Origin of the sequence: Maribacter litoralis, assembly GCF_902506355.1 — a bacterium.
In the GTDB taxonomy this organism is placed as follows: domain Bacteria; phylum Bacteroidota; class Bacteroidia; order Flavobacteriales; family Flavobacteriaceae; genus Maribacter; species Maribacter litoralis.
Window position 1 is genome coordinate 3023192 of record NZ_LR733271.1, and the last position, 25857, is coordinate 3049048.

At 36.3% G+C, this 25857-nt stretch carries 24 protein-coding genes; 10 read left to right on the forward strand and 14 right to left on the reverse strand.

Translation table 11 applies throughout. The annotated features are described in order from the left end of the window. Positions 1 to 37: 37 nt before the first annotated feature. From EXIGUO8A_RS12760 to EXIGUO8A_RS12800, 9 genes are all read right to left on the reverse strand, one after another. Positions 38 to 613, reverse strand: a complete 576-nt coding sequence (locus EXIGUO8A_RS12760; protein ID WP_159303423.1) for a cob(I)yrinic acid a,c-diamide adenosyltransferase — start codon at positions 611 to 613, stop codon at positions 38 to 40. A gap of 73 nt (positions 614 to 686) precedes the next feature. Continuing rightward, complete coding sequence (locus EXIGUO8A_RS12765; RefSeq protein ID WP_164674169.1) at positions 687 to 833, reverse strand: hypothetical protein; 147 nt, start codon at positions 831 to 833, stop codon at positions 687 to 689. Positions 834 to 863: 30 nt separating this feature from the next. Further along, the gene (locus tag EXIGUO8A_RS12770) at positions 864 to 1172 is read right to left on the reverse strand and encodes a hypothetical protein (RefSeq protein ID WP_159303424.1); all 309 of its coding nucleotides are present in this window, start codon (positions 1170 to 1172) and stop codon (positions 864 to 866) included. A gap of 331 nt (positions 1173 to 1503) precedes the next feature. Continuing rightward, the gene (locus EXIGUO8A_RS12775) at positions 1504 to 1764 is read right to left on the reverse strand and encodes a hypothetical protein (RefSeq protein ID WP_159303425.1); all 261 of its coding nucleotides are present in this window, start codon (positions 1762 to 1764) and stop codon (positions 1504 to 1506) included. Positions 1765 to 2148: 384 nt separating this feature from the next. Further along, positions 2149 to 2409, reverse strand: coding sequence for a hypothetical protein (locus EXIGUO8A_RS12780; protein WP_159303426.1), 261 nt, complete (start codon positions 2407 to 2409; stop codon positions 2149 to 2151). Positions 2410 to 2778: 369 nt separating this feature from the next. Beyond that, on the reverse strand, positions 2779 to 3039 hold the full coding sequence (locus EXIGUO8A_RS12785; RefSeq protein WP_159303427.1) for a hypothetical protein: 261 nt from the start codon (positions 3037 to 3039) through the stop codon (positions 2779 to 2781). Positions 3040 to 3193: 154 nt separating this feature from the next. After that, the gene (locus EXIGUO8A_RS12790; RefSeq protein WP_159303428.1) at positions 3194 to 5065 is read right to left on the reverse strand and encodes an ABC-F family ATP-binding cassette domain-containing protein; all 1872 of its coding nucleotides are present in this window, start codon (positions 5063 to 5065) and stop codon (positions 3194 to 3196) included. Positions 5066 to 5082: 17 nt separating this feature from the next. Next, on the reverse strand, positions 5083 to 6267 hold the full coding sequence (locus tag EXIGUO8A_RS12795; protein WP_159303429.1) for a lipoprotein N-acyltransferase Lnb domain-containing protein: 1185 nt from the start codon (positions 6265 to 6267) through the stop codon (positions 5083 to 5085). 169 nt (positions 6268 to 6436) lie between these two features. Continuing rightward, the gene (locus EXIGUO8A_RS12800) at positions 6437 to 9889 is read right to left on the reverse strand and encodes a pyruvate carboxylase (protein ID WP_159303430.1); all 3453 of its coding nucleotides are present in this window, start codon (positions 9887 to 9889) and stop codon (positions 6437 to 6439) included. 393 nt (positions 9890 to 10282) lie between these two features. Between EXIGUO8A_RS12800 and EXIGUO8A_RS12805 the strand changes: the two genes are divergently transcribed. The 6 genes from EXIGUO8A_RS12805 to EXIGUO8A_RS12830 are packed head-to-tail and all read left to right on the forward strand — an operon-like array spanning position 10283 to position 16394. Continuing rightward, entirely contained in the window at positions 10283 to 11020 is a 738-nt protein-coding gene (locus EXIGUO8A_RS12805) for a CDP-alcohol phosphatidyltransferase family protein (RefSeq protein WP_159303431.1), read from the forward strand. Positions 11021 to 11046: 26 nt separating this feature from the next. After that, on the forward strand, positions 11047 to 11562 hold the full coding sequence (locus EXIGUO8A_RS12810) for a DinB family protein (RefSeq protein WP_159303432.1): 516 nt from the start codon (positions 11047 to 11049) through the stop codon (positions 11560 to 11562). 28 nt (positions 11563 to 11590) lie between these two features. After that, the gene (locus EXIGUO8A_RS12815; protein WP_159303433.1) at positions 11591 to 12658 is read left to right on the forward strand and encodes a flavin monoamine oxidase family protein; all 1068 of its coding nucleotides are present in this window, start codon (positions 11591 to 11593) and stop codon (positions 12656 to 12658) included. A gap of 4 nt (positions 12659 to 12662) precedes the next feature. Beyond that, on the forward strand, positions 12663 to 13607 hold the full coding sequence (locus tag EXIGUO8A_RS12820) for a tRNA dihydrouridine synthase (protein WP_159303434.1): 945 nt from the start codon (positions 12663 to 12665) through the stop codon (positions 13605 to 13607). 37 nt (positions 13608 to 13644) lie between these two features. Then, on the forward strand, positions 13645 to 14154 hold the full coding sequence (locus tag EXIGUO8A_RS12825) for a hypothetical protein (RefSeq protein WP_159303435.1): 510 nt from the start codon (positions 13645 to 13647) through the stop codon (positions 14152 to 14154). A gap of 59 nt (positions 14155 to 14213) precedes the next feature. After that, positions 14214 to 16394, forward strand: coding sequence for a B12-binding domain-containing radical SAM protein (locus tag EXIGUO8A_RS12830; protein ID WP_159303436.1), 2181 nt, complete (start codon positions 14214 to 14216; stop codon positions 16392 to 16394). Between the two features lie 54 nt (positions 16395 to 16448). On the opposite strand, the gene EXIGUO8A_RS12835 is transcribed toward EXIGUO8A_RS12830, so the two are convergent. Next, positions 16449 to 18146, reverse strand: a complete 1698-nt coding sequence (locus EXIGUO8A_RS12835; protein ID WP_159303437.1) for an alkaline phosphatase D family protein — start codon at positions 18144 to 18146, stop codon at positions 16449 to 16451. A 166-nt stretch (positions 18147 to 18312) separates the two neighbouring features. Between EXIGUO8A_RS12835 and EXIGUO8A_RS12840 the strand changes: the two genes are divergently transcribed. From EXIGUO8A_RS12840 to EXIGUO8A_RS12850, 3 genes are read left to right on the forward strand one after another with little or no spacing between them, the layout of a single operon-like run. Further along, positions 18313 to 18792: a GyrI-like domain-containing protein gene (locus EXIGUO8A_RS12840; RefSeq protein WP_159303438.1), complete on the forward strand. Its 480-nt coding sequence runs from the start codon at positions 18313 to 18315 to the stop codon at positions 18790 to 18792. Continuing rightward, a complete protein-coding gene (locus EXIGUO8A_RS12845) occupies positions 18789 to 20072 on the forward strand; it encodes an MFS transporter (RefSeq protein ID WP_159303439.1) in 1284 nt (427 codons plus the stop codon). The genes EXIGUO8A_RS12840 and EXIGUO8A_RS12845 overlap by 4 nt, the downstream gene beginning before the upstream one ends. Continuing rightward, positions 20050 to 20430, forward strand: coding sequence for a DUF4345 domain-containing protein (locus tag EXIGUO8A_RS12850; RefSeq protein ID WP_159303440.1), 381 nt, complete (start codon positions 20050 to 20052; stop codon positions 20428 to 20430). Before EXIGUO8A_RS12845 ends, EXIGUO8A_RS12850 begins: the two co-directional genes overlap by 23 nt. A gap of 18 nt (positions 20431 to 20448) precedes the next feature. Here EXIGUO8A_RS12850 and lptB read toward each other — a convergent pair whose 3' ends face one another. From lptB to EXIGUO8A_RS12870, 4 genes are read right to left on the reverse strand one after another with little or no spacing between them, the layout of a single operon-like run. After that, positions 20449 to 21189: an LPS export ABC transporter ATP-binding protein gene (gene lptB / locus EXIGUO8A_RS12855; protein WP_058103464.1), complete on the reverse strand. Its 741-nt coding sequence runs from the start codon at positions 21187 to 21189 to the stop codon at positions 20449 to 20451. 56 nt (positions 21190 to 21245) lie between these two features. Continuing rightward, a complete protein-coding gene (locus EXIGUO8A_RS12860) occupies positions 21246 to 21590 on the reverse strand; it encodes a carboxymuconolactone decarboxylase family protein (protein WP_116770831.1) in 345 nt (114 codons plus the stop codon). Continuing rightward, positions 21574 to 22434 carry a twin-arginine translocase subunit TatC gene (gene tatC, locus EXIGUO8A_RS12865; protein ID WP_116770832.1) on the reverse strand — a complete coding sequence of 287 codons (861 nt, stop codon included), beginning with the start codon at positions 22432 to 22434 and terminating at the stop codon, positions 21574 to 21576. The genes EXIGUO8A_RS12860 and tatC overlap by 17 nt, the downstream gene beginning before the upstream one ends. Then, positions 22434 to 23411 (reverse strand): KpsF/GutQ family sugar-phosphate isomerase, encoded by a 978-nt coding sequence (locus EXIGUO8A_RS12870; RefSeq protein WP_236564483.1) that lies wholly within the window; start codon positions 23409 to 23411, stop codon positions 22434 to 22436. The genes tatC and EXIGUO8A_RS12870 overlap by 1 nt, the downstream gene beginning before the upstream one ends. Positions 23412 to 23585: 174 nt before the next feature. On the opposite strand from EXIGUO8A_RS12870, the gene recQ reads away from it, so the two are divergent. Next, a complete protein-coding gene (gene recQ, locus EXIGUO8A_RS12875) occupies positions 23586 to 25796 on the forward strand; it encodes a DNA helicase RecQ (protein WP_236564484.1) in 2211 nt (736 codons plus the stop codon). The last annotated feature ends 61 nt before the right edge of the window (positions 25797 to 25857 follow it).

The window sequence follows — 25857 nt, forward strand, 5'->3', positions numbered from 1 at the left end:
GCATTTGTTTATTGATAACGAATAAATTACGGAATTATTAGTCCTTTTTTTTAGGGATCCATTTTATTTCATTCGCATGTAGATTATACGACAATTTTCGTGCCAATACAAATAGATAATCAGAAAGTCTATTTAAGAACATTAAAACGTTCGTATCAAATGGTTCAGATTCGTATAATAAAGTTGCTATTCTTTCTGCTCTTCTACAAACAGTTCTTGCTATATGACAGTATGACACTGTGGTATGGCCCCCAGGAAGAATAAAATGTGTCATTTGTGGAAGTTCACCATCCATTTCATCAATAGCCTGTTCTAAAAACTTAATTTCAGAAAGACCAACTTTCGTGATTTTTAATCTTTCTTCACCATTTTTAAGAATTTCTTTTTCTGGATCTGTGGCTAAAATAGCGCCTACCGTAAACAAGTGTTCTTGAATAACTATCAATTGTTGTTGGTGGGTTACATCTATCTTTTGATCTCTAATAAGACCAAGCCAAGAATTTAATTCATCTACCGTTCCATAACTATCAATACGTATATGATGCTTGGGCACGCGCGTGCCTCCAAAAAGACCTGTTGTACCGTCATCACCTGTTTTGGTATATACTTTCATTTTAAATTTTCTGGAGTTAAGCTATAAACGAGGTTATTTGATAATCGTAAGATGGGCAGTGGTAAGAATACTTCTATTCTTCATTTTTGGATTTACGCTTGTAATCTTCCATGAACTTTCTAGATTTACGAGCGTTAGATTTTCCCTTGTTAGTTATTCGTATGGCTATGTAAATAGCGAATACAACCCCTAATACAATATATATAGTATTATTCTGCATTGTAAATTACTTTAGTTTAAAATTACTGGTTTAAATCCGTATTTTAAAATGTTCCTTTTCTTGTTCTTTTCTAAAGAAAACGAGACCACAATAAAAGAGATCAATGGTGACACGAACATGCTTTAATTCTTTCAGTTGCATCCATTTTTCGAAATTCTGTCGATTTTTATGAATTCCGTCTAAAAGCAGCATCGAATCATTTGATAATTTATTCACATTAAATTCGGTCTCATCTAAAACGGACATCTTTCCAAAAACAACATCGGCGTGGCTATCAACGATGGATATATTTGGGCAATTCTTTTTTATTTTTTCTTCGGATGTTTTATCGGACTTCAATAACTGAAGCGTGTTATATTCAAAATAAGTAAGACTCTTAACAAGTATTTTTAAAGATATTGGAAGCTTAATTTTCGTTTTTCTGTAAAGGCATTTGGTGACGTAGTTATATACGAAAGGTGAATGTACACCGTGTTGGTTGGTGGCAGAAAAAAGAAATTTTAAATAAGAAATTAAGCGGTACACGTTTTACTTTTTCAATTTTGCCAAAAGTAAGAATAGTGATGCAACTAATAAATTATAGGGAACGATTATTATTTGTAAGTAGTAAGTACGGGTAAGAAGTGGGGCAGGTGAAGATCGGGGGCGAAAAGGAAATTTGATAATTTTATTAAGAAAGTTTAGCTCTGTTCAATTTAGTAGCGAACTTTAAAGCCTTGATTACTCTGTTGTTTTTGTTCTTGTACAACCTTGCAACTTCGATCGTGTTTTCGTTTTCGATAGTTGGAACAACGATATCATTACTTTCAATAGTTTTAACCATCTCTACTTGTACAATTTCGATCTCTAAAGAAACATTCTCTTCGTTAGCCTGTGCCTGAGCGAAGAAACATGTGAAGAAAAGAGCGGTTAAAAGAATAATTGATTTCATAATATTTGTTTTACACTGCTAAAGTACAGGCAAGACCAAACATATTTTGCCGCTCGTCGTCGGTTACCATTTAACTATAGACGAATGGTAATTAGGGTTCGATTATTAATTTGAGCGTACTGTAAATTTCTTGTATATCAGCATAAGAAAACAAGCGTATCGGCTGTAGGCATTGATGTTGTTTGAGTTTTGATAAATCTAACTATAGAATGAAGTACGATAACCGGCAGAACTGTCATGGCATCTTGAGATTGAGTTTGATTTCTGAACTTGAACTTGATTTCTGAACTTGAACTTGATTTTTGAACTTGAATTTAAAAGTAGGTTATGGTAAGAAATGGGATAGGTGAAGATCGGGGGCGAAAAGGAAATTTGATAATTTTATTAAGAAAGTTTAGCTCTGTTCAATTTAGTATTGAACTTTAAAGCCTTGATCACTCTGTTGTTTTTATTCTTGTACAACCTTGCAACTTCGATCGTGTTTTCGGTTTCGATAGTTGGAACAACGATATCATTACTTTCAATAGTTTTAACCATCTCTACTTGTACAGTTTCGATCTCTAAAGAAACATTCTCTTCGTTAGCCTGTGCCTGAGCGAAGAAACATGTGAAGAAAAGAGCGGTTAAAAGAATAATTGATTTCATAATATTTGTTTTACACTGCTAAAGTACAGGCAAGACCAAACATATTTTGCCGCTCGTCGTCGGTTACCATTTAACTATAGACGAATGGTAATTAGGGTTCGATTATTAATTTGAGCGAACTATGAATTTCTAGTATATCAGCATAAGAAAACAAGCGAAGTAGCTATAAACATTGATGTTGTTTGAGTTTTGTGTTGTAATAAAGCTGACTATAGAGAGAAGTACGATGACTGGCGTACTGTCATTGCATCTTGAGATTGAGATTGAATTTGATTTTTGAGCTTGAACTTGAACTTGAATGTAAAGTAGGTTACGGTAAGAAATGGGGTAGGTGAAGATCGGGGGCGAAAAGGAAATTTAATAATGGTATTAAGAAAGTTTAGCTCTGTTCAATTTAGTAGCGAACTTTAAAGCCTTGATCACTCTGTTGTTTTTGTTCTTGTACAACCTTGCAACTTCGATCGTGTTTTCGGTTTCGATAGTCGGAACAACGATATCATTACTTTCAATAGTTTTAACCATCTCTACTTGTACAGTTTCGATCTCTAAAGAAACATTCTCTTCGTTAGCCTGTGCCTGAGCGAAGAAACATGTGAAGAAAAGAGCGGTTAAAAGAATAATTGATTTCATAATATTTGTTTTACACTGCTAAAGTACAGGCAAGAACAAACATATTTTGCCGCTCATAGTTGGGCGACATTTAACTATAGACGAATGGTAAAAACCATTCGTCTACTATTTTAATCAAGTATTGAAAATGTAATTTTGGGAGATGTAAAATTATTTATCCCTCCATAAGGGCAGAGAGTTCAAACCACCTTTCGGTTTTGCTATCTATTGCATCGGAAATGTCGTTCAACTCAATAGATAGATTCTTAATTTCATCACCACTTAACGAACCATCGGTGAATTTTTCTTGTAGCGCAACTTTAGATTTCTCCAGTTTTTGAATCTCTCTTTCCAACTTTTTAAATTCTTGTTGCTCTGCGTATGAGATTTTGGTAGTGGTGTCAGCTTCTTTCCAATTGGTCTTATTGCTAGATTGAGATTCTTTCTGCTCTCTTTTTTCTTGAATCTGGCTGTCTTCATAAGCACGATAATCAGAATAGTTACCAGGAAAATCCTCTACCACCGCATCGCCCCTAAATACAAATAGGTGATCTACGATCTTATCCATAAAGTAACGATCATGAGATACTACCATTAAACAGCCTTGAAAATCCATTAAGAAGCTTTCTAGAACATTTAAGGTAACGATATCCAAATCGTTGGTAGGTTCATCTAGTATCAAGAAATTAGGATTCTGTATCAATATGGTACACAGATAAAGTCTTTTACGCTCTCCGCCACTTAATTTGTCCACAAAATCGTATTGCTTTTTTCTATCGAATAGAAAACGTTCCAATAACTGTTGTGCAGATATTTGTCTCCCTTTCATTAAAGGTATGTAATCACCAAATTCGCGAATTACATCTATGACCTTTTGACCTTCCTTTATTTTGATGCCTTTCTGGGTATAGTACCCAAATTTTATGGTGTCACCAACAATTACCTTACCGCTGTCTGCTTGGTCGCGTCCACTTAGTATATTTAAAAATGTAGATTTACCCGTACCGTTCTTACCTATAATACCTATACGTTCCCCTTTTTGAAAAACATATTCAAACTTGTCTAGAATAGGTTTGTTTGGAAAAGACTTCGATATTTTATGGAGCTCAAGAATTTTACTTCCCATACGCTCCATATTCAATTCTAGCTGAACTTGATGGTCTTTTCTACGTTGGCTTGCCTTGTCTTTTATTACGGCAAAATCATCTATTCTAGATTTAGATTTGGTAGTACGAGCTTTTGGTTGCCTGCGCATCCAGGCCAGTTCTTTTTTAAAAAGAAGTTCTGTTTTATGATGTTCTACGGCTTCTTGTTCTATACGGGCTTCTTTCTTCTCCAAGTAATAAGAGTAGTTGCCTTTGTATGGATATAATTTACCGTTTTCGAGTTCTATGATTTCGTTGCATACGCGTTCCAAAAAGTATCTGTCGTGCGTAACCATGAACAAGGTCATGTTCTCTTTAGCAAAAAATTCTTCTAACCATTCGATCATTTCTAAATCTAAATGGTTGGTAGGCTCATCTAATACTAAAAGGTCTGGCTTGTTAATTAACGCATTTGCCAATGCCAAACGCTTTTTCTGTCCGCCGGATAATTTATCTACTTTGGCGGTAAGATCATCTAACTTTAACTTAGAAAGGATCTGTTTGTACTGGGTCTCAAAATCCCATGCTTGAAAACGATCCATAGCTTCAAATGCCTTTTGATATGCATCTGCATCTTCTGGATTTTGAAGGGCTTTCTCGTAATTTTTAATAACCTCAAGAACTTCATTGTCAGAAGCAAAAATAGTTTCCTCAATGGTTAAATTTGGATCCATTACAGGTTCTTGAGCAAGAAAAGATACCCGGGTAGATTTACGATAGTTTACCTGACCGCTGTCTGGGGTGTCGGCACCGGAAAGTATATTAAGTATCGATGTTTTTCCTGTACCGTTTTTAGCGATCAAGGCTATTTTTTGGTCTTTGTTGATACCAAAAGAAAGGTTATCAAAAAGTACCCTTTCGCCATAGGATTTTGAAATATTTTCAACGGTAAGTAAATTCATATAAGGATCGCTAAATTTTATTTTTTGATTGAGATTTCTTTTCTAATATGATGTATCAAGTACAAGTAGCGCATAGCTAAAGCTAACATTACCAAGATTAATAATATTGAAAATACTTGAATTTTTAAAACCCATAATACACATGTAATACCTAATAAAATGGTTAGAAAAATGGTGTAGGTAAGCATCCATTTGGGTATTGTTTTCTTTACTAGTATAAATGCAATAACAAGGTTAGGGGCAAAAGCCCAAAGCGCATTAAAATTAGCCTTGGTGGCTAAGTGATCGGTCGCAAACCATAAAAAGGCAATTAAAACACCTGCTATTCCGGTGATAAAAAAGAGTGCGAAATCTAACCACTTACTTCGTTCTCTGTTATTATAGTCCTTAAATGTGATATAGCCAACTAGTAGTACCAATAGTCCCAACCAAAAGGCAGGGCTTAAATAAAACGGAGAGTCACTTACTTGTTCAGGAATATCGACCAAAACGGTTTCTTTGTTGACTATTGGTTTACCGTTTATAGTAGTATTCTTCATTTGTTCATAAACATAAATAGGAAGAAACAAATGCTCGTACGGACTCGCCTTACGGTCAATTACAGAACCCAATGCCAGGTCTATGCCGAAGTTGGACCAAGTGTTGGGGTTTAATTTTAGGCGAATTAATTCTCTAAACGTAAGATGTTCTTTTAAGTAACTATAATCAAAATCAAAGTCACTACCCAAGGTCTTTTCAAAAACCATTGGTATACGGGTAGCACAATTATCAAAAAGAAAATCGTATTTGTATTTTTTATTTTCCGGCAACAAATTGTGCTCTAAAAATGTAACAATAGCATTGCGTTGCTCTAAGGTTAAATTTAAACTTTGCTCTCGTACCCACCTTTTTTCTTGCTGATACCCATATTTAAAATATTTAAACGGTATACGTGAAATGGTATAGGAAAGCTTACCACGAGTAAAATTCAAATAGAAGTTGGGGTCCTCAAAGTCATAGGTACCATAACCGTAAACTTCATCAATACCTAGAGTCGGGTCTTGTAAACGAATTGCACTATGCCCAAATTTTGCAGCCAATTCTTCGCCTGTACCTACCGTTAAAAGACTTATTTTAGATAACGGAGATAGCTGGGCATTTTGAGAGTATCCACAAAATGCGGAGATAAGTAATAGGAATAAGAAAGTGATTTTTTTGAACATAACCGTACTAGTCCATAGCAGATACAAAGATGCGAATAATAACAGACTTCGCTGATATTGGTTTTTTATAATTTTTTGTAAAAGGCATTTACTTGTGTTTATGAATCTGTTTAAACGAAAAAGCCACCTAAATTAGGTGGCTTTTAAAATCTAATACTAGATAAGATTACTATGAAATAGTTACCACAAGATCATCTTGCTTTACCATACTGCCTTCCTTTAGACTAATGGATTGTACTGTGCCCGACTTATATGCTGTAACCGTTGTTTCCATTTTCATGGCTTCAATAACGAATAACGGATCGTTTTCTTTTACGTCTTGACCTTTTTTGACTAAAACTTTATACAATGAACCCTGTAAAGGAGCACCGATTTGATCGGTATTTGCCAGATCTACTTTTTCATTTTCCTCAATTTTTAAATTTAAGGAAGTGTCCAAAACATCAACGAATCTATTTTCCCCGTTTACTTGAAAGAATACGGTTCTCATACCTAGCTCATTTGGTATACCTACAGATAGTAATCTTATTATTACCGTTTTACCAGGTTCTAACTCTATTAAGGTTTCTTCACGTAATTTCATGCCGTAGAAGAAATGTTTGGTAGGTACCAGTGCTAAGTTGCCGTAAAGCTTATAATTCTCATGAGCTTTCTTGAATACCTTTGGGTAAAGGGTGTATGAAAGAAAATCTTCCATTTCTATGGCGCGTGTAAACCCTTTTTGAAACTTCTTTTTAAAGGCTTTAAATTCCTTGTCAAAATCAGTTGGAGCCAAATGGGCATTGGGTCTGTTCTTATATGGTTTTTTATTTTTAAGAATGATTTTTTGAAGCTTTTTAGGAAATCCTCCAACGGGCTGACCTAAATCTCCCATAAAGAAACTAATAACAGAATCTGGGAACGATATTTCCTCACCACGTGTCATTACATCTTCGGTAGTAAGTTCATTTGTTACCAAGAAAATAGCCATATCGCCAACTACTTTTGAACTCGGTGTTACTTTGATCAGGTTTCCAAATAGTTTATTGACATCGGCATACATTTTCTTTACTTCATCAAAGCGGTCTCCAAGTCCCAATGCCGTTGCTTGAGGGCGTAAGTTAGAATATTGCCCACCAGGTATTTCATGACCATATACTTCTGCTGTGCCGGATTTTAATCCCGATTCAAAAGGGTAGTATAATTCTCTGGTATCTTCCCAGAAATTAGAGAACTGATTCAGCTTCTGCATATCAAACTCATGTGCCCTTGGCTGATTTTTCATCATTTCTACGACAGAATTGAAGTTAGGCTGAGATGTTAATCCAGATAATCCGCCTAGCGCTACATCGACCACATCAACACCAGCTTCGATAGCCTTTAAATACATAGCCGTTTGTAATGATGAGGTGTCATGCGTATGTAAATGTATGGGTAACTTTACCGTGTCTTTTAATGCGGTTACCAGTTCTGTGGCAGCATAGGGTTTTAATAGACCCGCCATGTCTTTTATGGCAATCATATGCGCACCGGCATTTTCTAGGTCTTTTGCTAGTTGCGTGTAATATTTAAGGTTGTACTTGGTTTCGTTTACATCTAGAATATCACCTGTATAACTTAAAGCTGCTTCTGCAATTCCACCTGTTTTGTTTCGTACATAATTAATACTTGGCTCCATGGCTTTTACCCAGTTGAGCGAATCAAAAATTCTGAATATATCTACACCGTTCTCCCAAGATTTCTCAACGAATTTTTCGATTAAGTTATCTGGGTATGCTTTATAACCTACTCCGTTTGATCCGCGTAATAACATTTGGAACAATATGTTAGGTACTGCCTTACGAAGTTCACGTAGTCGTGTCCACGGACTTTCATGTAAGAATCGCATACAAACATCAAAAGTTGCCCCTCCCCAAACTTCCATACTAAATGTGTTTGGGTGATTTTTAGCATAACTTTCAGCAACACGCAACATATCATAAGTACGCATTCTGGTAGCTAACAAAGATTGATGGGCATCTCGCATGGTGGTGTCCGTAAAATGAATTTTCTTTTCATCCATTAACCAAGCACAAAATTTCTCGGGACCCATTTCGGTCAGCATATCTTTTGTTCCTTTCGGATGTGCTTCTAACGGATTGAATTTTGGAACCTTCGCGTTTCTAAAGACTTTGTTTTCGTCTATATACTTAACATCGGAATTACCGTTTACAATAACTTCCGCTAAGAAATTAACTACTTTAGATGTTCTGTCTTGTGGTAGTTTTATATCAAATAGGGCAGGCGTATTTTGAATAAAATTAACTGTTACCTTGCCATCTTTGAATGTTGGGTGCTGAATAACATTCTGTAAAAAGTGAATGTTGGTTTTTACACCTCTAATTCTAAACTCCTTTAATGCACGTACCATTTTACGGGTAGCACCATCTAATGTTCTACCGTGAGACGATACCTTGACCAGCATAGAATCAAAAAAAGGACTCACCTGATAGCCCTGATAAATACTACCCGCATCTAAACGAATACCCATACCGGAAGCACTTCTATATGTAGTTACGGTACCGTAATCTGGGGTAAAGTTGTTTGCTGGGTCTTCTGTTGTTAATCTACATTGTAGAGCAAAGCCGTAGGTGGCAATGGTTTCTTGTCCGTATATTTTAATTTGCTGACTGTCTAGCTTGTAATTTCCGGCGACAAAGATTTGTGTTTTTACCAAATCTATTCCAGTAACCATTTCCGTTACCGTATGTTCTACTTGAATTCTAGGGTTAACTTCAATGAAATAGATGTTGTCGTCCCTATCTACCAAAAACTCTACGGTACCTATATTGTTATAGTTGACCTCTTTGGCAATATCAACGGCATATTTGTACAAGTTCTGTTTAACCTCTTCATTTAAATTGTGCGAAGGTGCAATCTCTACTACTTTTTGATGACGGCGTTGTACAGAGCAGTCGCGTTCGTGCAAGTGACGAATATTACCATGGTTATCGGCAACGATCTGTACTTCTATATGCTTGGGTTCTTCAACATATTTTTCAAGAAACATGGTATCATCGCCAAAAGCATTTAGGGCTTCATTTCGGGCAGAGTCAAAATTCATTTCTAGATCTTCATCTTTTCTAATGATTCTCATTCCTCTTCCACCTCCACCAGATGCAGCTTTCAGCATTATTGGGTATCCAATTTTAGCTGCTTCTGCCAAAGCAACTTTTACAGAGGTCAATTTCTTTTTGTTGCTCTCAATAATGGGTACGTTACATTTTACAGCAACTTTCTTTGCCGTAATCTTATCTCCTAAGGCGTCCATTACTTTTGGATCCGGACCTATGAAAATGATATCATTGGCGGCACATTGCCTAGCAAATTCAGAGTTTTCAGATAGAAAGCCGTACCCTGGGTGAATGGCGTCTACATTCTTCGCTTTTGCCAAGGCAATAATTTGTGGAATATCTAAATAAGGTTTTAATGGCTGATTGTCTTCACCTATTTGGTAAGACTCATCTGCTTTGTTTCGGTGTTGAGAATATCGGTCTTCATAAGTGTAAATGGCAACCGTTTTAATATTTAATTCGGTGCAGGCTCGTAATACACGTATAGCAATCTCACTTCGGTTAGCTACTAAAACCTTTTTAATCTTCATTTCTTGACAACTTTTTAATGGTTAGTGTTATTTAATTTTGTTACAAAATTTTATTTATTAGTGTATATTGTTACAAAGGCAATAATTTAATTCTAATATATTAACTAAACAATGCTATGCATGCATAATATTTTTCATATCCTATTTATTTTGTGATATGTTGCTGTAAAAGTTAGGTTTTAATTTAAAGAAATCCACATAACTCCTAGTAAATCTGTAGATTATATTGCTGTTTTTGGATTAAGTTATCATTAATGGTCGTAAAGCATGCCTGTTGCCTAGTGGTATTTTTCTTGCGAATATCTTTGCCACCGTTTAATTATATTATTTTTAGAGCAAATATTTTAGGATAGACCCAAAAGCAGGTTTGTTTTATACTTTACTTTAATGATTATGAAAAAACATATTCCAAATTTTATAACTCTTTTAAATGTTTTTTGCGGTTGTGTAGCTGCTGTTTTTGCCGTGTTGAACAAATTGGAAATTGCCGCTATTTTTGTAGCGTTAGGTATTTTCTTTGATTTTTTTGATGGATTGGCGGCACGTGCCCTTGTTGTTAAAAGTGAATTGGGTTTGCAGTTAGATTCGCTTGCGGACATGATTACGAGCGGACTAGTTCCCGGTATTGTTATGTTTCAATTATTGGCAATGTCTCAAACCAGTGGATGGGGAGATGGTTCTCACTTTTTTTTAGAAAGTGGTTCTCTCCAATTTAAAAATTTATTACCGTTTTTTGGGTTTGTAATTACGATGGCATCTGGCTATAGATTGGCTAAATTTAATATTGATGAAAATCAGACCTCTTCTTTTATAGGGTTACCAACACCGGCAAATGCCTTATTGATACTTTCCTTGCCACTTATACTGATGTATCAGAATAATGAATTTCTAAATACATTGATTCTTAACCAATGGTTCTTATTTATTTTGACTATCCTAAGTGCTTATTTGTTAAATGCCAATATACCATTGTTCGCCTTAAAGTTTAAAAATACAAGTTTTAAGGATAATGCTATGCGATACATATTTATTATCATCAGTCTTGTGCTTATTATTACCATGAAATTCATGGCTATTCCTTTAATTATTCTGTTTTATGTAGTAAGTTCTGTTATACAAGAGAGACTTTAATAATAGATTAAATAGGAAGAAGCATTATGGAAAATGAAGAATATGAATATTGGTTAAGCGGTCCTATACCCAATGTACCTAATTTATTACAACCAGCCGCACATGCTTTATTACAGAGCGAGCGAGAGTTAAAGAAATACACTGCAGATTTTCCGAAAGAATTATTATGGGCGAAAACCGCCGGTAGGGCTTCCGTTGGTTTCCATATGAATCATGTAACTGGGGTATTGGATAGAATGATCACCTATGCAAAAGGCGAGTCTCTTACCGAAGAACAATTTCAACTTTTAAAAAAGGAAGGTGCCTTTGATATGAACAAAGAGGTTACCCATTTGCAAGAGCAATTTTCTGCAAAAGTAGCTGAAGCGCTAGCATATTTTCAAACTATTCCTGAAAGTACACTTACCGAAAAAAGAACGGTGGGTAGAAAAAAACTACCGTCTACCGTAATGGGACTGCTTTTTCACGCAGCGGAACACAGCCAGAGACATATTGGTCAGTTATTGGTGACCGTTAGCGTACTGCAATCTAAGATTTCATAAAACTTTTTAATTAGTATTTGCTTAGAGTATGGATACATCGGTAATAATCATCGGCGCAGGATTAACGGGTTTATTGACGGCATATCGTTTGCAAGAATTGGGTTTTGATGTTAAAGTATTAGAGGCACGAGATAGAATTGGTGGAAGAATACACACCTTGCAATCGGGGAATGCTAAAGTTGAAATGGGTGCAACATGGTTTAATGATAGTCATTTTCATTTATTGGACGTTGTAGAAGAATTCAAGGTTCCCTATTTTGAACAATTTATGACCGGTACATCTTATTTTCAAACATTTTCAAATGTACCACCACAAGAAATAGCGGTTCCAAATGATAGTCCTAGTTATCGGTTTAAGAACGGAACTATTGATTTGCTGAATTCCATATCTACTAAACTGTTACCAAATACTATCTTTTTAAATGAAGAGGTTAATGAGGTTAATGTTTCAGAAAATAGCGCTGAGGTGAAAACAGTTGCTCGTACTTTAAATACAGATATCGTTATTACCACATTACCACCAGCAGCGTTAATAGATCAAATAACATTTTCGCCTCAGTTACCTAATGAATTGGTTTCATTAGCAGAGCAAACTCATACTTGGATGCAAGATTCCATTAAAGTTGCCCTAACCTATAAAAAGCCGTTTTGGAGAACGCAAGGTAAGTCGGGAACGATATTTAGTAATGTGGGACCTTTGAGCGAATTCTACGATCAATCTAATTTAGAAATTGAGTCGTTCGCCTTAGTTGGTTTTGCTTCTGGTAGCTGTGCTCGTTTTACTAAAGAACAGCGAATTGAAAAAATTGAAGCACAATTGAAATTGGTATTTGGGGATGATGCCCTAAATTATGTATCATATCATGAAACGGCTTGGTATAATGAAGAGTTTACCAAATCTCATAGACAGGCAGATAATTTGTTTCCACATCAAAATGGTGGTCATGCACTGTATCAAGAACCTTTATACGATAATAAATTGTTTATTTCTGGTGCAGAAACCTCAAAACATCACTCTGGTTACATGGAAGGCGCTATTTTTGCAGCTGAATCTGTTGTTGCAAAACTGAAAGGTTTGCACATAACACAGTCATAAATACATGTCAGTTACCTTATTGTCGTCTCCATTACAGGGCTTTACCGATTTTAGATTCCGAAATGCTTTCCATAAATATTTTGGAGGTATCGATACCTTCTATGCACCATACATTCGTTTAAACGGAAAAATGGTGATTAAAAATTCGTATCAAAAAGATCTTCAGCCAGAAAACAATACTACTTTAGAGGTGATACCTCAAGTAATGACGGGTGATGCAGATGAGTTTTTGTTCGTCATTAAATACATACAGAGTTTAGGGTATAAAGAGCTGAACTGGAATTTGGGTTGTCCATATCCTATGGTTACAAAACAAGGTATGGGTAGCGGACTCATTTGTAATCCGGAGAAAATTGACCATATTTTAAAACGCGCTCATGAAGGAACCGATGTGGTGGTATCCATGAAAATGCGAATGGGTTATGAAAATGCAGAAGAGATTTTAGATGTTTTTCCTATTCTAGATAAATATCCGTTAAAGAATATAGCTATCCACGCACGTATAGGCAAGCAACTGTATAAAGGCGGAGTAGATTTAGATGCTTTTCAGAAATGTACGGAAAGTACCAAACATACTTTATACTATAATGGTGATATTACTACTGTAGCTAAGTTCATTGAAATGAAAGAGCGTTTTCCTAGTATTGACCATTTTATGATGGGAAGAGGGTTAATTGCCGACCCGTTTCTACCAAGCATGATTAAGAACAATACCACCGAATACCCAAAAGACCGTTGGAAGATTTTTTCAGAATTTCATGATACGATATACCAGCAATATGATGAAGCTTTATCTGGACCAACACCTATTAAAATGAAAATGAGAGGATTTTGGGAGTATTTTGCACTGTCAACATCTAATCCGCACAAAGCATTCAAGAAAATAAAAAAGGCTAATAATCCCAGAGCATATCAACAAGCGGTGCGTGAGATATTGAATAATGAGTGAGATTTTTCTTAGATTAGTGGTGTGTTAATGTCTGTTTATGAAAAATAAAACCATCAAATTTCTATTGAAAGTATTTATGTTTTTTCCAGTATGTTTTGGAGTAATGTTATGGTTCGATGGATTTGATTTGAATGATTGGATATTTAAAATTGTTGTAGGATTTGTTGGAGCTTTTGGTTTAACTTTTTGGCAGCTTTTTGATTATGAAAAGTATAGTGATATTGCATATGAAGATTTTTTAGAATCTAAGCATAGCTTAAGATTGGATAACAGTGAGGAAAACTGGTCTAAGTTTCAAGAAATGATTGAAAATCCATTGTTAAAACTGAAAATTACAGAGAAAACAGAGAATAAATTAAAAGTTCAAATTGAAAGAAAAATTATTGATTCTATCCTTACAGTGAGCAAAACTCCAGATGCTATAATTGTAAATATTGAAAATAAGTTCTTTTCTTTTTTGCCAGATCGTGCAGAAAATTACCGCATTATTCAGAAACTTGCCAAAAGAAGTCAACGATCTAAGAGCATATTGACAAGCGGTGCGTGAGATATTGAATAATGAGTAGAGTAACGGTTATCTTTGCAGTATTGTTCTAAAAATCGCTTGTGAAAGACCTTCTTTTAATTACACCACCTTTTACCCAGTTAAACACTCCGTATCCGGCAACGGCTTACATTAAAGGGTTTTTGAATACAAAAGGGATTTCTTCTTTTCAGTCTGATTTAGGAATAGAGGTAATTCTATCCCTCTTCAATAAAAATACATTTCAAAAATTATTCGAAATAGCCTACGAAACAGATGCTATTGTTACTGAAAACACGCAAAGAATATATGCCCTTAGGCATGAGTATCTAAAAACCTTAGACGCCATAATCCTATTTCTACAAGGTAAAAATGACACCTTGGCAAGGCAATTATGTACTGATAAATTTTTGCCACAAGCTTCTCGTTTCGAGCAGTTAAATGATTTAGAATGGGCTTTTGGTACTATGGGTATGCAAGATAAAGCCAAGCATTTGGCAACCTTGTACCTTGAAGATCTTTCAGATTTTATTGTAGAATGTATTGACCCCAATTTCGGATTCAGTAGGTATGCAGAACGATTGGGGCGCAGTGCCAATTCATTCGATGAGCTTTATAAACATCTAAACGAAGAACCCACTTTTATTGATGAGTTAACGCTAAAGATTTTAAAAGAACAATTAGAAGAAGTACAACCTAAATTGGTGTGCTTTTCGGTTCCTTTTCCTGGTAATTTATATAGTGCTTTTCGTTGTGCCCAATTTATAAAAGCAAATTATCCTGATGTAAAAATTGCCATGGGTGGCGGATTCCCAAATACAGAACTGCGCAGCCTTACCGATGTTCGTGTATTTGAATTCTTCGATTTTATAACGTTAGACGATGGTGAGCTTCCTTTAGAATTGGTACATCAATATGTGGTCAATGAGGAAGGGGAGTTAAAGCGAGCTTTTGTCTTAGAGGATGGTAAAGTTGTTTATAAGAACAATAGTTTAAGGCAAGATTACAAACAACAAGATGTTGGTACACCAGATTATGCCGATTTGCAATTAACCAACTATATTTCGGTCATTGAAATTGCCAACCCCATGCACAGTTTATGGAGCGATGGTCGTTGGAATAAATTGACCATGGCACATGGTTGCTATTGGGGGAAATGTACATTTTGTGACATCTCTTTAGATTATATTAAAATTTACGAGCCGGTTGCAGCTAGTATGTTGGTAGATCGCGTAGAAGCTTTGATGGAACAAACCGGTGAATCCGGGTTTCATTTTGTTGATGAAGCGGCACCACCTTCTTTAATGAAGGCTTTTGCTTTAGAGGTTTTAAAAAGGAAATTGACCATTACTTGGTGGACGAATATTCGTTTTGAAAAGAATTTCACCCAAGATCTTTGCTATCTCTTAAAAGCATCGGGCTGTATTGCGGTTTCCGGTGGGTTGGAAGTGGCATCTGACCGATTATTAAAACTCATAGATAAAGGCGTTACTGTAGCACAAGTGGCACAAGTAACACGAAATTTTACCGAAGCGAATATCATGGTGCATTCGTATTTAATGTATGGTTACCCAACGCAGACTGTTCAAGAAACTGTAGATAGTTTAGAAATGGTGCGTCAGTTGTTTGAATTAGGTATTATACAATCCGGTTTTTGGCATCAGTTTGCATTGACCGCTCATAGTCCGGTAGGTTTGCATCCGGAAGAATACGGGGTCCTGCCCGATTTGAAAAACATCAGCTTTGCAAACAATGATATTGATTTTAAAGATGAAACGGGCATCGACCATAGTATTTTTAGCTTTGGGTTAAAAAAATCGCTCTTTAATTTTATGCACGGTATCGGTTTCGATATGAGCTTGCAAGAATGGTTCGATTTTGAAATTCCGCAGTCTACCATATCACCCGATTATATTTATGATTGCTTGCAACAGGAAGTTGTCTTAAAAACAAAACCTACGGCAAAAGTTGTCTTTATAGGTCAATTGCCATTAGTACAAGAGCAAGAAAAAAAGAAAAGAGGGGTGACATGGAAACAATTGCAAATGTATTTTCATTCCACTTCAGATGCCTATGAAATTACGGTAGATAGAGAGCAAGGACAATGGCTATCAGAAAGTTTAGAAAAACTGCGTCCGGAAAACAAACCGACCACATACGCACAATTAAAGAAAGATTTTGAGGCGCAATTTGAAGATTTTGAATTGTTTTGGTATTCAAAACAAGTATTAGGATTACGAGAACACGGACTAATAATTCTATAAAAAAAGCTGCATTGAATTTTCAATGCAGCCTCAAAATATAAATTATGGTTTGGTTTATGAATAGGTAAGGGAGTACCCAACTTCAGTACTATACGATTCCGAAAGAATTGAGTCTACAAAAATCCATTCAGAAGTTACTTCTGTCGTGGTAAAAGTGGTCATCATAAAACCTCTTCTAGAAGCATCAAAATAATTAAGCTCATCAATTAAGGCTATCATAGCATCTTGAAAACCTGCAATTAATTCAGCATTGACATTAGCGCCAAGGTAGGTTTCAAAACCAGGTGAACTAACAGAAGATGTTGCCAATTCTATTCCCACTTCTGATCCATCTGCAGCAGTTAGTGTATTTTGCCAAGCGTTATGGGTATCTCCGGCAAGTGTTACAATCTTTTTACCGTTCAATGCGCCGTATATTAATTCACGGTCTATTGGGTAGCCATCCCAGGCATCTAAATTATATGGAATAACAGAGGTCACCCGGGCAGTTTCTTCTGCTGTTAATGTTGGGTCGTTGTTTAGCAATCTAAGTTTTATCGTTACCAGTTCTGTAAGTATGGCAGCAAAATTAGGTGAGCCAAATGCAGTTAATAATTCTGCCGGTACATTCATTTTACCCATTAATACCTGTTGCCCCAATACTTGCCATTTAGCTGAACTGCTGGTTATTTCAGAAATTACCCAATCTCGCTGTGTCGTACCTAAAATTGAACGTGTGGGATCCGTTAACGCAGTTTGGAAGGCTTCGGCATCAAAACCTGTAGCGGTGAAATAATCGGTAATGTTCAATTGTTTGTCCCTCCCGATCAAGCGGGTATCCATCAGTACAAGATTCACTAGGTTCCCAATATTTACAGATCTGTAAATAACGCTGTTATCATCTGCTGAAATTCTTGAGAACGGTAAAAATTCGCTATATGCTTGCAGTGCATTCTGTTTTCTGGCCTCAAAACTACCTTCTGTAGCTTCATCATGGTTTTCTGCACCTTCTTTAAAAGTGTCATTTGCAATTTCATGATCGTCCCAAACACATATAAACGGTTTCTTTTGATGTGCCAATTGTAAGGAAGCATCTGATCTATATTGCTTGTAACGGGTTCTGTAGTCATCCAAAGAAATAATTTCTCCCGTAGGTTCATGAAAACGGTTCAAGAAAGCATTTTCTTCTGTAGAGCCATACCCGCCGGCGCCATATTCATAAAAATAATCCCCTAAATGAACAATAATGTCAGCATCAGAATTTGCCATGGCATCGTAAACATTGAACAAACCTGCTTGGTAGTTAGAACATGAGCACACTGCTAATTTTGCTTGCGTAGCATCTGTTGGTAGGGTAATAGTTTCCCCAACAACAGAAATAGAATTATCCGAAGTGCTTATAAACCTATAATATAATTTTTGATCGGCTTCCAGCTCGGTCAATTCAATGGCAAGTGTGTTATCTCTAGAGCTTTCGGTGGTTATTTTCCCCGTTCTTAGAATGCTGCTAAAATCGTTTTGGGTCGAAACTTCCCAAATGATTTCAACATCTGCAGCCATGTAGCGCGTCCAAATTATTACACCGGAATTACTTGGGTCAAAACTGGCAACCCCATAGGTAAAGTTCTGTACCGTTAACTGAGATTCGTCATAATCAACTTGTAAATCGTCATCATCACTGCAGCTTATAAAGTTAGGAGCTAAAATGATACCCCCTGATGCCATTAAGGTTTTTTGAATAAAATTTCTTCTGGTGTTTTTCGTAGTTTTCATTTGGTTCGTAGTTTCTTCAAAATTGTTCCAATTCTAATGAATGCATGTTAGTTCAACTTTATCTTTAGGTTATTGAAATTATTGGTGATAAGAATTGATAATTGGGGTTGGTCAATTTTCTAGATTCTGAATGATTTCCTTAAGTTTGATGATTAGCATGAATAATATGACCCCGAAAATCGTTCCTCTTAAAAAGAAAAAATTGGTCGGATTATCTACCGAGATGAGTTTGGTGGATAATAGAACTTCTGAACTTTGGAAAAACTTTAGGCAACGAAGCTCGAAAATTGTCAATAGGTCGTCCGATGATTTTATCTCCTTGCAAGAATATCCTGCTAACTATTTTCAGGAATTTTCTCCTATTGCAAAGTATGTGAAGTGGGCTTGCGTTGAGGTTGAAGATTTTAATTCTGTTCCTGAAGGAATGAATAGACTTATTTTGGATGGCGGACTATTTGCCGTATTCAATTACAAGGGGAGTGCACAAAATGTAGCTTCCTTTTTTCAATATATTTATGGGGAATGGATTCCTAATTCCGATTATAACTTAGATAACAGACCGCATTTTGAAGTCTTGGGAGCAAAATACAAAAACAACGATCCAAATTCAGAAGAAGAGGTGTGGATTCCGATTCAAGAAAAATGAAACAACCCGAAAAAGCTCCATGGTATTACCTGCTATTGCTGATTTTAGCAGGGGAGAGTGTCTTTATTTTGCCTTTTGTTTTACAACGTGTTTTTAGACCTACAGTTTTAAAGGTATTTGAACTTGATAATGTTTCGTTGGGTTTATGCTTTTCCGTGTATGGCTTTGTTGCTTTGGTTTCCTATTTATTGGGCGGACCTTTGGCGGATAAATTTCAGCCAAGAAAATTAATTGCTATAGCACTTTGGATGACCGCTTTGGGCGGATTGGTCTTTTCTACATTCCCTAGTTATTTTGTATTACAGGTATTATATGGCTTTTGGGGGTTCACCACAATTTTCTTGTTCTGGTCACCTATGATCAAGGCTACACGTGTGTGGGGAGGAAAAGGGTCTCAAGGTAAGGCATTTGGGTTGCTAGATGGCGGCAGAGGGTTGGTAGGAGCCTTATTTGGTACCTTAGGGGTACTTGTGTTTTCCTTTTTTATGACGGCTAATTTGGAGGTCGCCACTTTAGAAGAAAGTAGGTTTGCTTTTCGCTATGTGATATTGACTTCGTCTGGTATAGTTTCTGTTGTAGGAGTTTTGGTCTGGTTTTTTATGCGATTACCTGCAAGTCTTGAAAAAGAAATAGTTGTTGAAAAAATTACCGTTTCCCAAATTAAAGAAGTACTTCGTCTACCTTCGGTTTTACTATTGATGATTATTATTTTATGTGCTTATGTAGGGTATAAAATCACCGATATTTTTTCACTTTACGCGCAAGATGTTATGCTGTTAGATGAAGTAGCTTCGGCAGAAGTGGGTACTATTTTACTGTTTGCAAGACCGGTAGTGGGGGTTCTGATCGGTGTGGTGGCAGACCGTTCTAGACCAAGTTTATTCTTGTTTTTAGGTTTTATCATTGCTTTGGTAGGTTCTTTGGTTTTTGCTTCAGGAATGGTTGCAAATGTTTCCTATTTCTTTTTCTTATTTTCAATATTGATAGTAGCCTTGGGTGTTTACGCCATTCGTTCGTTATATTTTGCGGTGATGCAAAGCGGTAGAATACCTTTGGTACTTACCGGTACAGCAGTGGGTATAATATCATTAATAGGTTATACTCCAGATATATTTGCAGGTCCCGCAATGGGGTACTTTTTAGATGCATCCCCGGGTTTGAAAGGGCATCAACATGTATTTTATATGCTTGCTGCATTTTCTTTTATCGGTGGAATAGCGGCATTCAGATATTTTCAACTATATGGCAAACCGTTCAATGAAAATTCCAAAACATCTTAATCTTCTATTTTCTGGTATAATAGTGATAATTGGCGGGATTGTATACGGTGGTCATCCAACATTTGTAATGCCTAAGCTTTTAGGTTTTCAGGTAGTTGATTTAGAACTGAAGAACATGCTGCGTGCCGTAATGGGTATTTATATAGGGGTTGGCGTGTATTGGCTTCTAGGTGCTTTTAAAACGAAATTTTGGTACGGGGCAACGGTCTGCAATGTGCTTTTTATGGGAGGAATTTCTTTTGGCAGAATCGTGAGTACCATTTTTGATGGTGTATCACCATTATTTACTCCCGCATTAATTCTAGATCTTTTGTTCTTCGCTTGGGGATTGTATAATCTAAAAAAATACAAAGAGTAGCATTCTAACTATGCGATATTAAAAATCGAGCTTCTTTTTTCGTAGCTCAAAGTTTTGACCAAGGTAGACTTTACGCACCATTTCATCGGCAGCTAAATCTTCAGGAATACCAGATTTTAAAATTCCGCCTTCGAACATTAGGTAAGAACGTTCTGTAATGGCAAGTGTTTCCTGCACGTTATGGTCGGTAATTAGAATACCAATGTTCTTATTCTTTAACTGCGCTACAATACGTTGAATATCTTCAACGGCTACCGGATCTACACCTGCAAAAGGTTCATCCAATAAAATAAATTTTGGATCGGTTGCCAAGGCTCTTGCGATCTCCGTTCTTCTTCGCTCACCACCAGAAAGTAGGTCGCCACGGTTTTTACGAATATGCCCTAAACCAAATTCTTCAATGAGCGATTCCATTTTCATGTGCTGCTCTTTCTTGCTTAATTTGGTCAATTGAAGAACACTGAGAATATTCTTCTCAATACTTAACTTTCTAAATACCGATGCTTCTTGTGCCAAATAACCAATACCGTTTTGGGCCCTTTTGTACATGGGAAATTTTGTAATCTCCATGTCATCTAAATAGATGCTGCCACCATTTGGTTTTATAAGGCCAACAATCATATAAAAAGATGTGGTTTTACCGGCACCATTTGGTCCAAGCAACCCTACAATTTCTCCTTGGTTTACTTCAAGGGAAATTCCTTTTACCACCCTACGTCCTCTGTAGGATTTCATAATATTGTCGGCACGTAACTTCATGTTTTCAAATCTATTGGTTATTGGTCTGTTAGAAAAGTAATTAGGGATTTTTTAACCTATTGGTTTTCTAATTCTTCCCAATATTCATAGGCTCTTCTTAAATGTGGAATTACAATGGTACCACCTACTAGTGTGGCAATACTCAAGGTTTCCATAACCTCTTCTTTAGAGACGCCTTCTTTGTAAGAGCTTTCCAAATGATATTTTACACAATCGTCGCAACGAAGAACAGTTGACGCCACTAGACCCAATAATTCTTTGGTTTTGACATCTAAAGCACCTGCGGCAAAAGCGTTAGTGTCTAGGTTGAATATACGTTTTACGATTTTATTATTATCAGCCAACAACTTATCGTTCATCTTAGAACGGTAAGCATTAAATTCTTCAATTTGATTTGACATTTCTATTTGCTTTTTTTTCTTTTTCAGCTTTTTTTCTTTCTTTTCTCAATACCATGGCAGAAATATATATACTAACTTGGTATAAGATCAATACCGGTATTGCTACTATTATTTGACTGGCAACATCTGGCGGGGTAATAACCGCGGATAAGATCAACACCACTACCAATGCTATTTTTCTATACTTTCTCATGATCTCTGGTGTAACCAAACCAATTTTGGTCAAAAAGAAAATTATGATCGGTAGCTCAAATAAAACACCACAGGCAATTACAGACGCCCTAACGGTAGATATGTAAGAAGCCAAGTCAAACTCGTTGGTTACCTCTGAACTTACTTGGTAGGTGCCTAAAAAGTTAATGGATAATGGTGAAACCACATAGTACCCGAACAGTACACCTAAAAAGAATAAGAAAGAAGCTATAAAAATAAAGCCTCTAGAGTTTCTACGTTCTTTTTCATACAAACCTGGACTTATAAATTTCCACATTTCATATAGCACATAAGGGAAGCCTATTATGAATCCTGCCCAAATTGATGTCCAAATGTGTGCAGAAAATTGTCCGGACATTAATCTACTTTGAATGGTAAACGGAAGTTTATCGGCACAAAAGGCAGAATCGAATCCAAAATAGGTGGCTATATCACAAAATAGCTTGTACGTAGGGAAATCCATTTTCTTAGGACCAAAAATGACCGTGTCGAAAATGAAATCCTTCATTAAAAAGGCAATACTTCCAATAATGACAACTGCCAAAACTGATCTAATTAAATGCCATCTTAATTCTTCTAAATGGTCTAGAAATGACATCTCGTTTGGTGGCGTGGTAGCTTTGGAACTCATTATAAAATACCTTCGTTTATTAAATTATGTAAATGAATTACACCAACATAGGTGTCTTCTTCCATGGCCAACAATTGTGAAATCCCTTTTTTTTGCATATGCTCTAAAGCCTTAATAGCCAGAGTATTTGAAGAGATTGTTTTAGGGTTGGTGGTCATGATATCTTTTGCGGTCAATCCTTTTATATTGTCATACTTGTTAAGCATTCTTCTAATATCACCATCGGTAACGATACCAACTACTTTTTCGCCATCCAATACGGCAGTAACACCTAGCATTTTTTTAGAAATCTCAACAATAACACTTTTTACTTCCTCATCTTTTTGAACGCTAGGTACTTGGTTTTTGCTAACTAGGTCCGATACTCTTAAATAAAGTCTTTTTCCTAATGAACCACCTGGGTGGTATTTGGCAAAGTCAGAACTGCTGAATCCTTTAATTTCTAAAAGTACAATAGCTAAGGCATCGCCCATAACCAATTGCGCAGTGGTGCTTGTGGTAGGGGCCAATCCGTTAGGGCAAGCTTCCTTTTCTACATGGGTGTTTAAAATAAAATCTGCTTGCTTTGCTAAAAAAGAGTCCGTATTACCTGTCATGGCAATTAATGTATTGGTACCTCTTTTAATTAGCGGAACCAACATCTTAATTTCGGGAGTGTTTCCACTGTTAGAAATACAAATTACCACATCATTATCTTGCACGGTTCCCAGATCACCATGAATGGCATCGCCGGCATGCATAAAAATAGCCGGAGTACCGGTAGAATTCAGGGTTGCTACTATTTTTGTTGCTATGATGGCACTCTTGCCGATACCTGAAATTATAACGCGTCCTTTTGCCTCAATAATGCAGTTGACAATACTGGCAAAATCGTCAGTTAAAAGAGATGAAAGTTGTGCTATAGCATCACGCTCAGTTTCAATGGTTTTTTTCGCTAAGCCAATAATGGTGTCCGTTGCAATCAATCTATTATTCAAATTATGGATTGTATTCCTAAAAGAATGTATTATCTTTAAGATGACAAAATTAAACAAACTTAATTTTAAATGCCGATTATCGCATAATAATTTAGAAACGCCAAGCTAGGCAAAAGTTTAATTTTGTTCGCTTATAGATTTTTAAAGTAAGTAGTGTCCCCTTAAATGTAAAATGTGACAGACAGTAAAGAATTTGACAATATCGATTTACATTCCTCATTAAAAAAATATTTTGGGTTTTCTCAGTTTAAAGGACTTCAAGAAGAGGTAATTAAAAATGTTTTAAGACAGAATAATACATTCGTGATCATGCCCACGGGCGGTGGTAAATCGCTTTGCTACCAATTGCCCGCGTTAATGCAAGAAGGTACGGCTATTATAGTATCTCCGTTGATTGCTTTGATGAAGAATCAAGTAGACGCCATTCGCGGAGTATCTTCTGAAAACGGCATTGCCCATGTGCTTAACTCCTCTTTGAACAAGGGGGAAATAAAACAGGTGAAGCAAGATATAACAGATGGTGTTACCAAACTTTTATATGTGGCACCAGAGTCATTGACAAAAGAAGAGAATGTGGAGTTTTTACGCTCGGTCACTATTTCTTTTGTAGCAGTTGATGAGGCACATTGTATTTCTGAATGGGGTCACGATTTTAGACCGGAATACAGAAATTTAAAATCTATTGTGGAGCGTTTGGGCGATAATATTCCGATTATAGGACTTACCGCTACAGCTACCCCAAAGGTTCAAGAAGATATTATAAAGAATTTGGGTATTGGTGGAGCTACCTTGTTTAAAGCTTCTTTCAATCGCCCAAATTTATTTTATGAGGTGCGTACGAAAACGGAAAATATTGAAGCCGATATTATTCGTTTCGTAAAACAAAATTCGGGTAAATCTGGTATTATATATTGCTTGAGCCGCAAAAAGGTAGAAGAATTAGCACAAGTATTACAGGTAAACGGAGTAAGTGCCGTGCCTTACCATGCTGGGTTCGATGCCAAAACTAGATCAAAATATCAAGATATGTTCTTGATGGAAGATGTTGATGTTGTTGTGGCCACTATTGCCTTTGGTATGGGTATCGACAAACCAGATGTTCGTTTCGTAATTCACCATGATATTCCAAAAAGTATTGAAAGTTACTACCAAGAAACGGGTAGGGCAGGTCGTGATGGTGGCGAGGGTCATTGTTTAGCTTATTACTCTTATAAGGATATAGAGAAGTTAGAAAAGTTTATGTCTGGTAAACCGGTTGCGGAACAAGAAATAGGAAATGCACTTTTACAAGAGGTGGTGGCCTATGCCGAAACTTCTATGTCTAGACGTAAATTTATGCTTCATTATTTTGGGGAGGAATTCGATGAGATCAATGGTGAAGGTGCTGATATGGATGACAATACCAGAAATCCTAAGGAGAAAGAAGAGGCAAAAGATGGCGTGGAGAAGCTTCTAAAAGTGGTGACGGGAACAAGTGAAAAATTTAAATCTAAAGAGATAGTCAATACCTTAAGAGGTAAAACAAATGCAATTATTTCGTCTCATAAAACCAATGAGAAGGAGTTCTTTGGTATTGGCTCTGATAAGGATAAGGGCTATTGGATGGCTTTAATTCGCCAAACATTGGTTGCCGGACTTTTACGGAAAGAAATTGAACAGTACGGTGTGCTGCACGTAACGGATAATGGTAAGGAGTTTTTGAAAAATCCATCTTCGTTCATGATGACCAAAGATCACGTGTATAATGCCGAGAACGATAATGCCATAGTTGGTGCTGCCAAATCTGGCGGAATTGCCGATGAAAAATTACTGAAGCAATTAAAAGATCTTAGAAAAGCACAAGCAAAGAAATTGGGAGTTCCGCCATTTGTGGTATTTCAAGACCCTTCTTTAGAAGATATGGCCTTAAAATACCCGATTTCACATGAAGAACTATTAAATGTTCATGGTGTAGGGGAAGGAAAGGCTAAAAAATATGGAAAACCTTTTATTGCCTTTATTAATGAATACGTAACCGATAATGAAATTATTAGACCAGATGATCTTGTTGTAAAAAGTACCGGTGCAAATTCTGCTTTAAAGCTTTATGTAATACAGAATGTGGATAGAAAACTACCATTATCTGATATTGCATCGGCGAAAGGATTAGAGATACCAGAGCTTATTAAGGAAATGGAGCAAATTGTTTATAGCGGTACAAAGTTGAATCTAAATTATTGGATCGATGAGATTTTAGATGAGGATCAACAGGAAGAAATGCATGAATACTTCTTAGAGGCCGATAGTGATAACCTTGAAGAGGCTATGACCGAATTTGATGGTGAATACGAAGAGGAAGAACTTCGTTTGTACAGACTTAAGTTTATTAGCGAGGTAGCCAACTAATTAGGTTTGGTATCATAAAAGTAAAATTCCCTTTGTTTTTCTAATGAAGAAAACCAAAGGG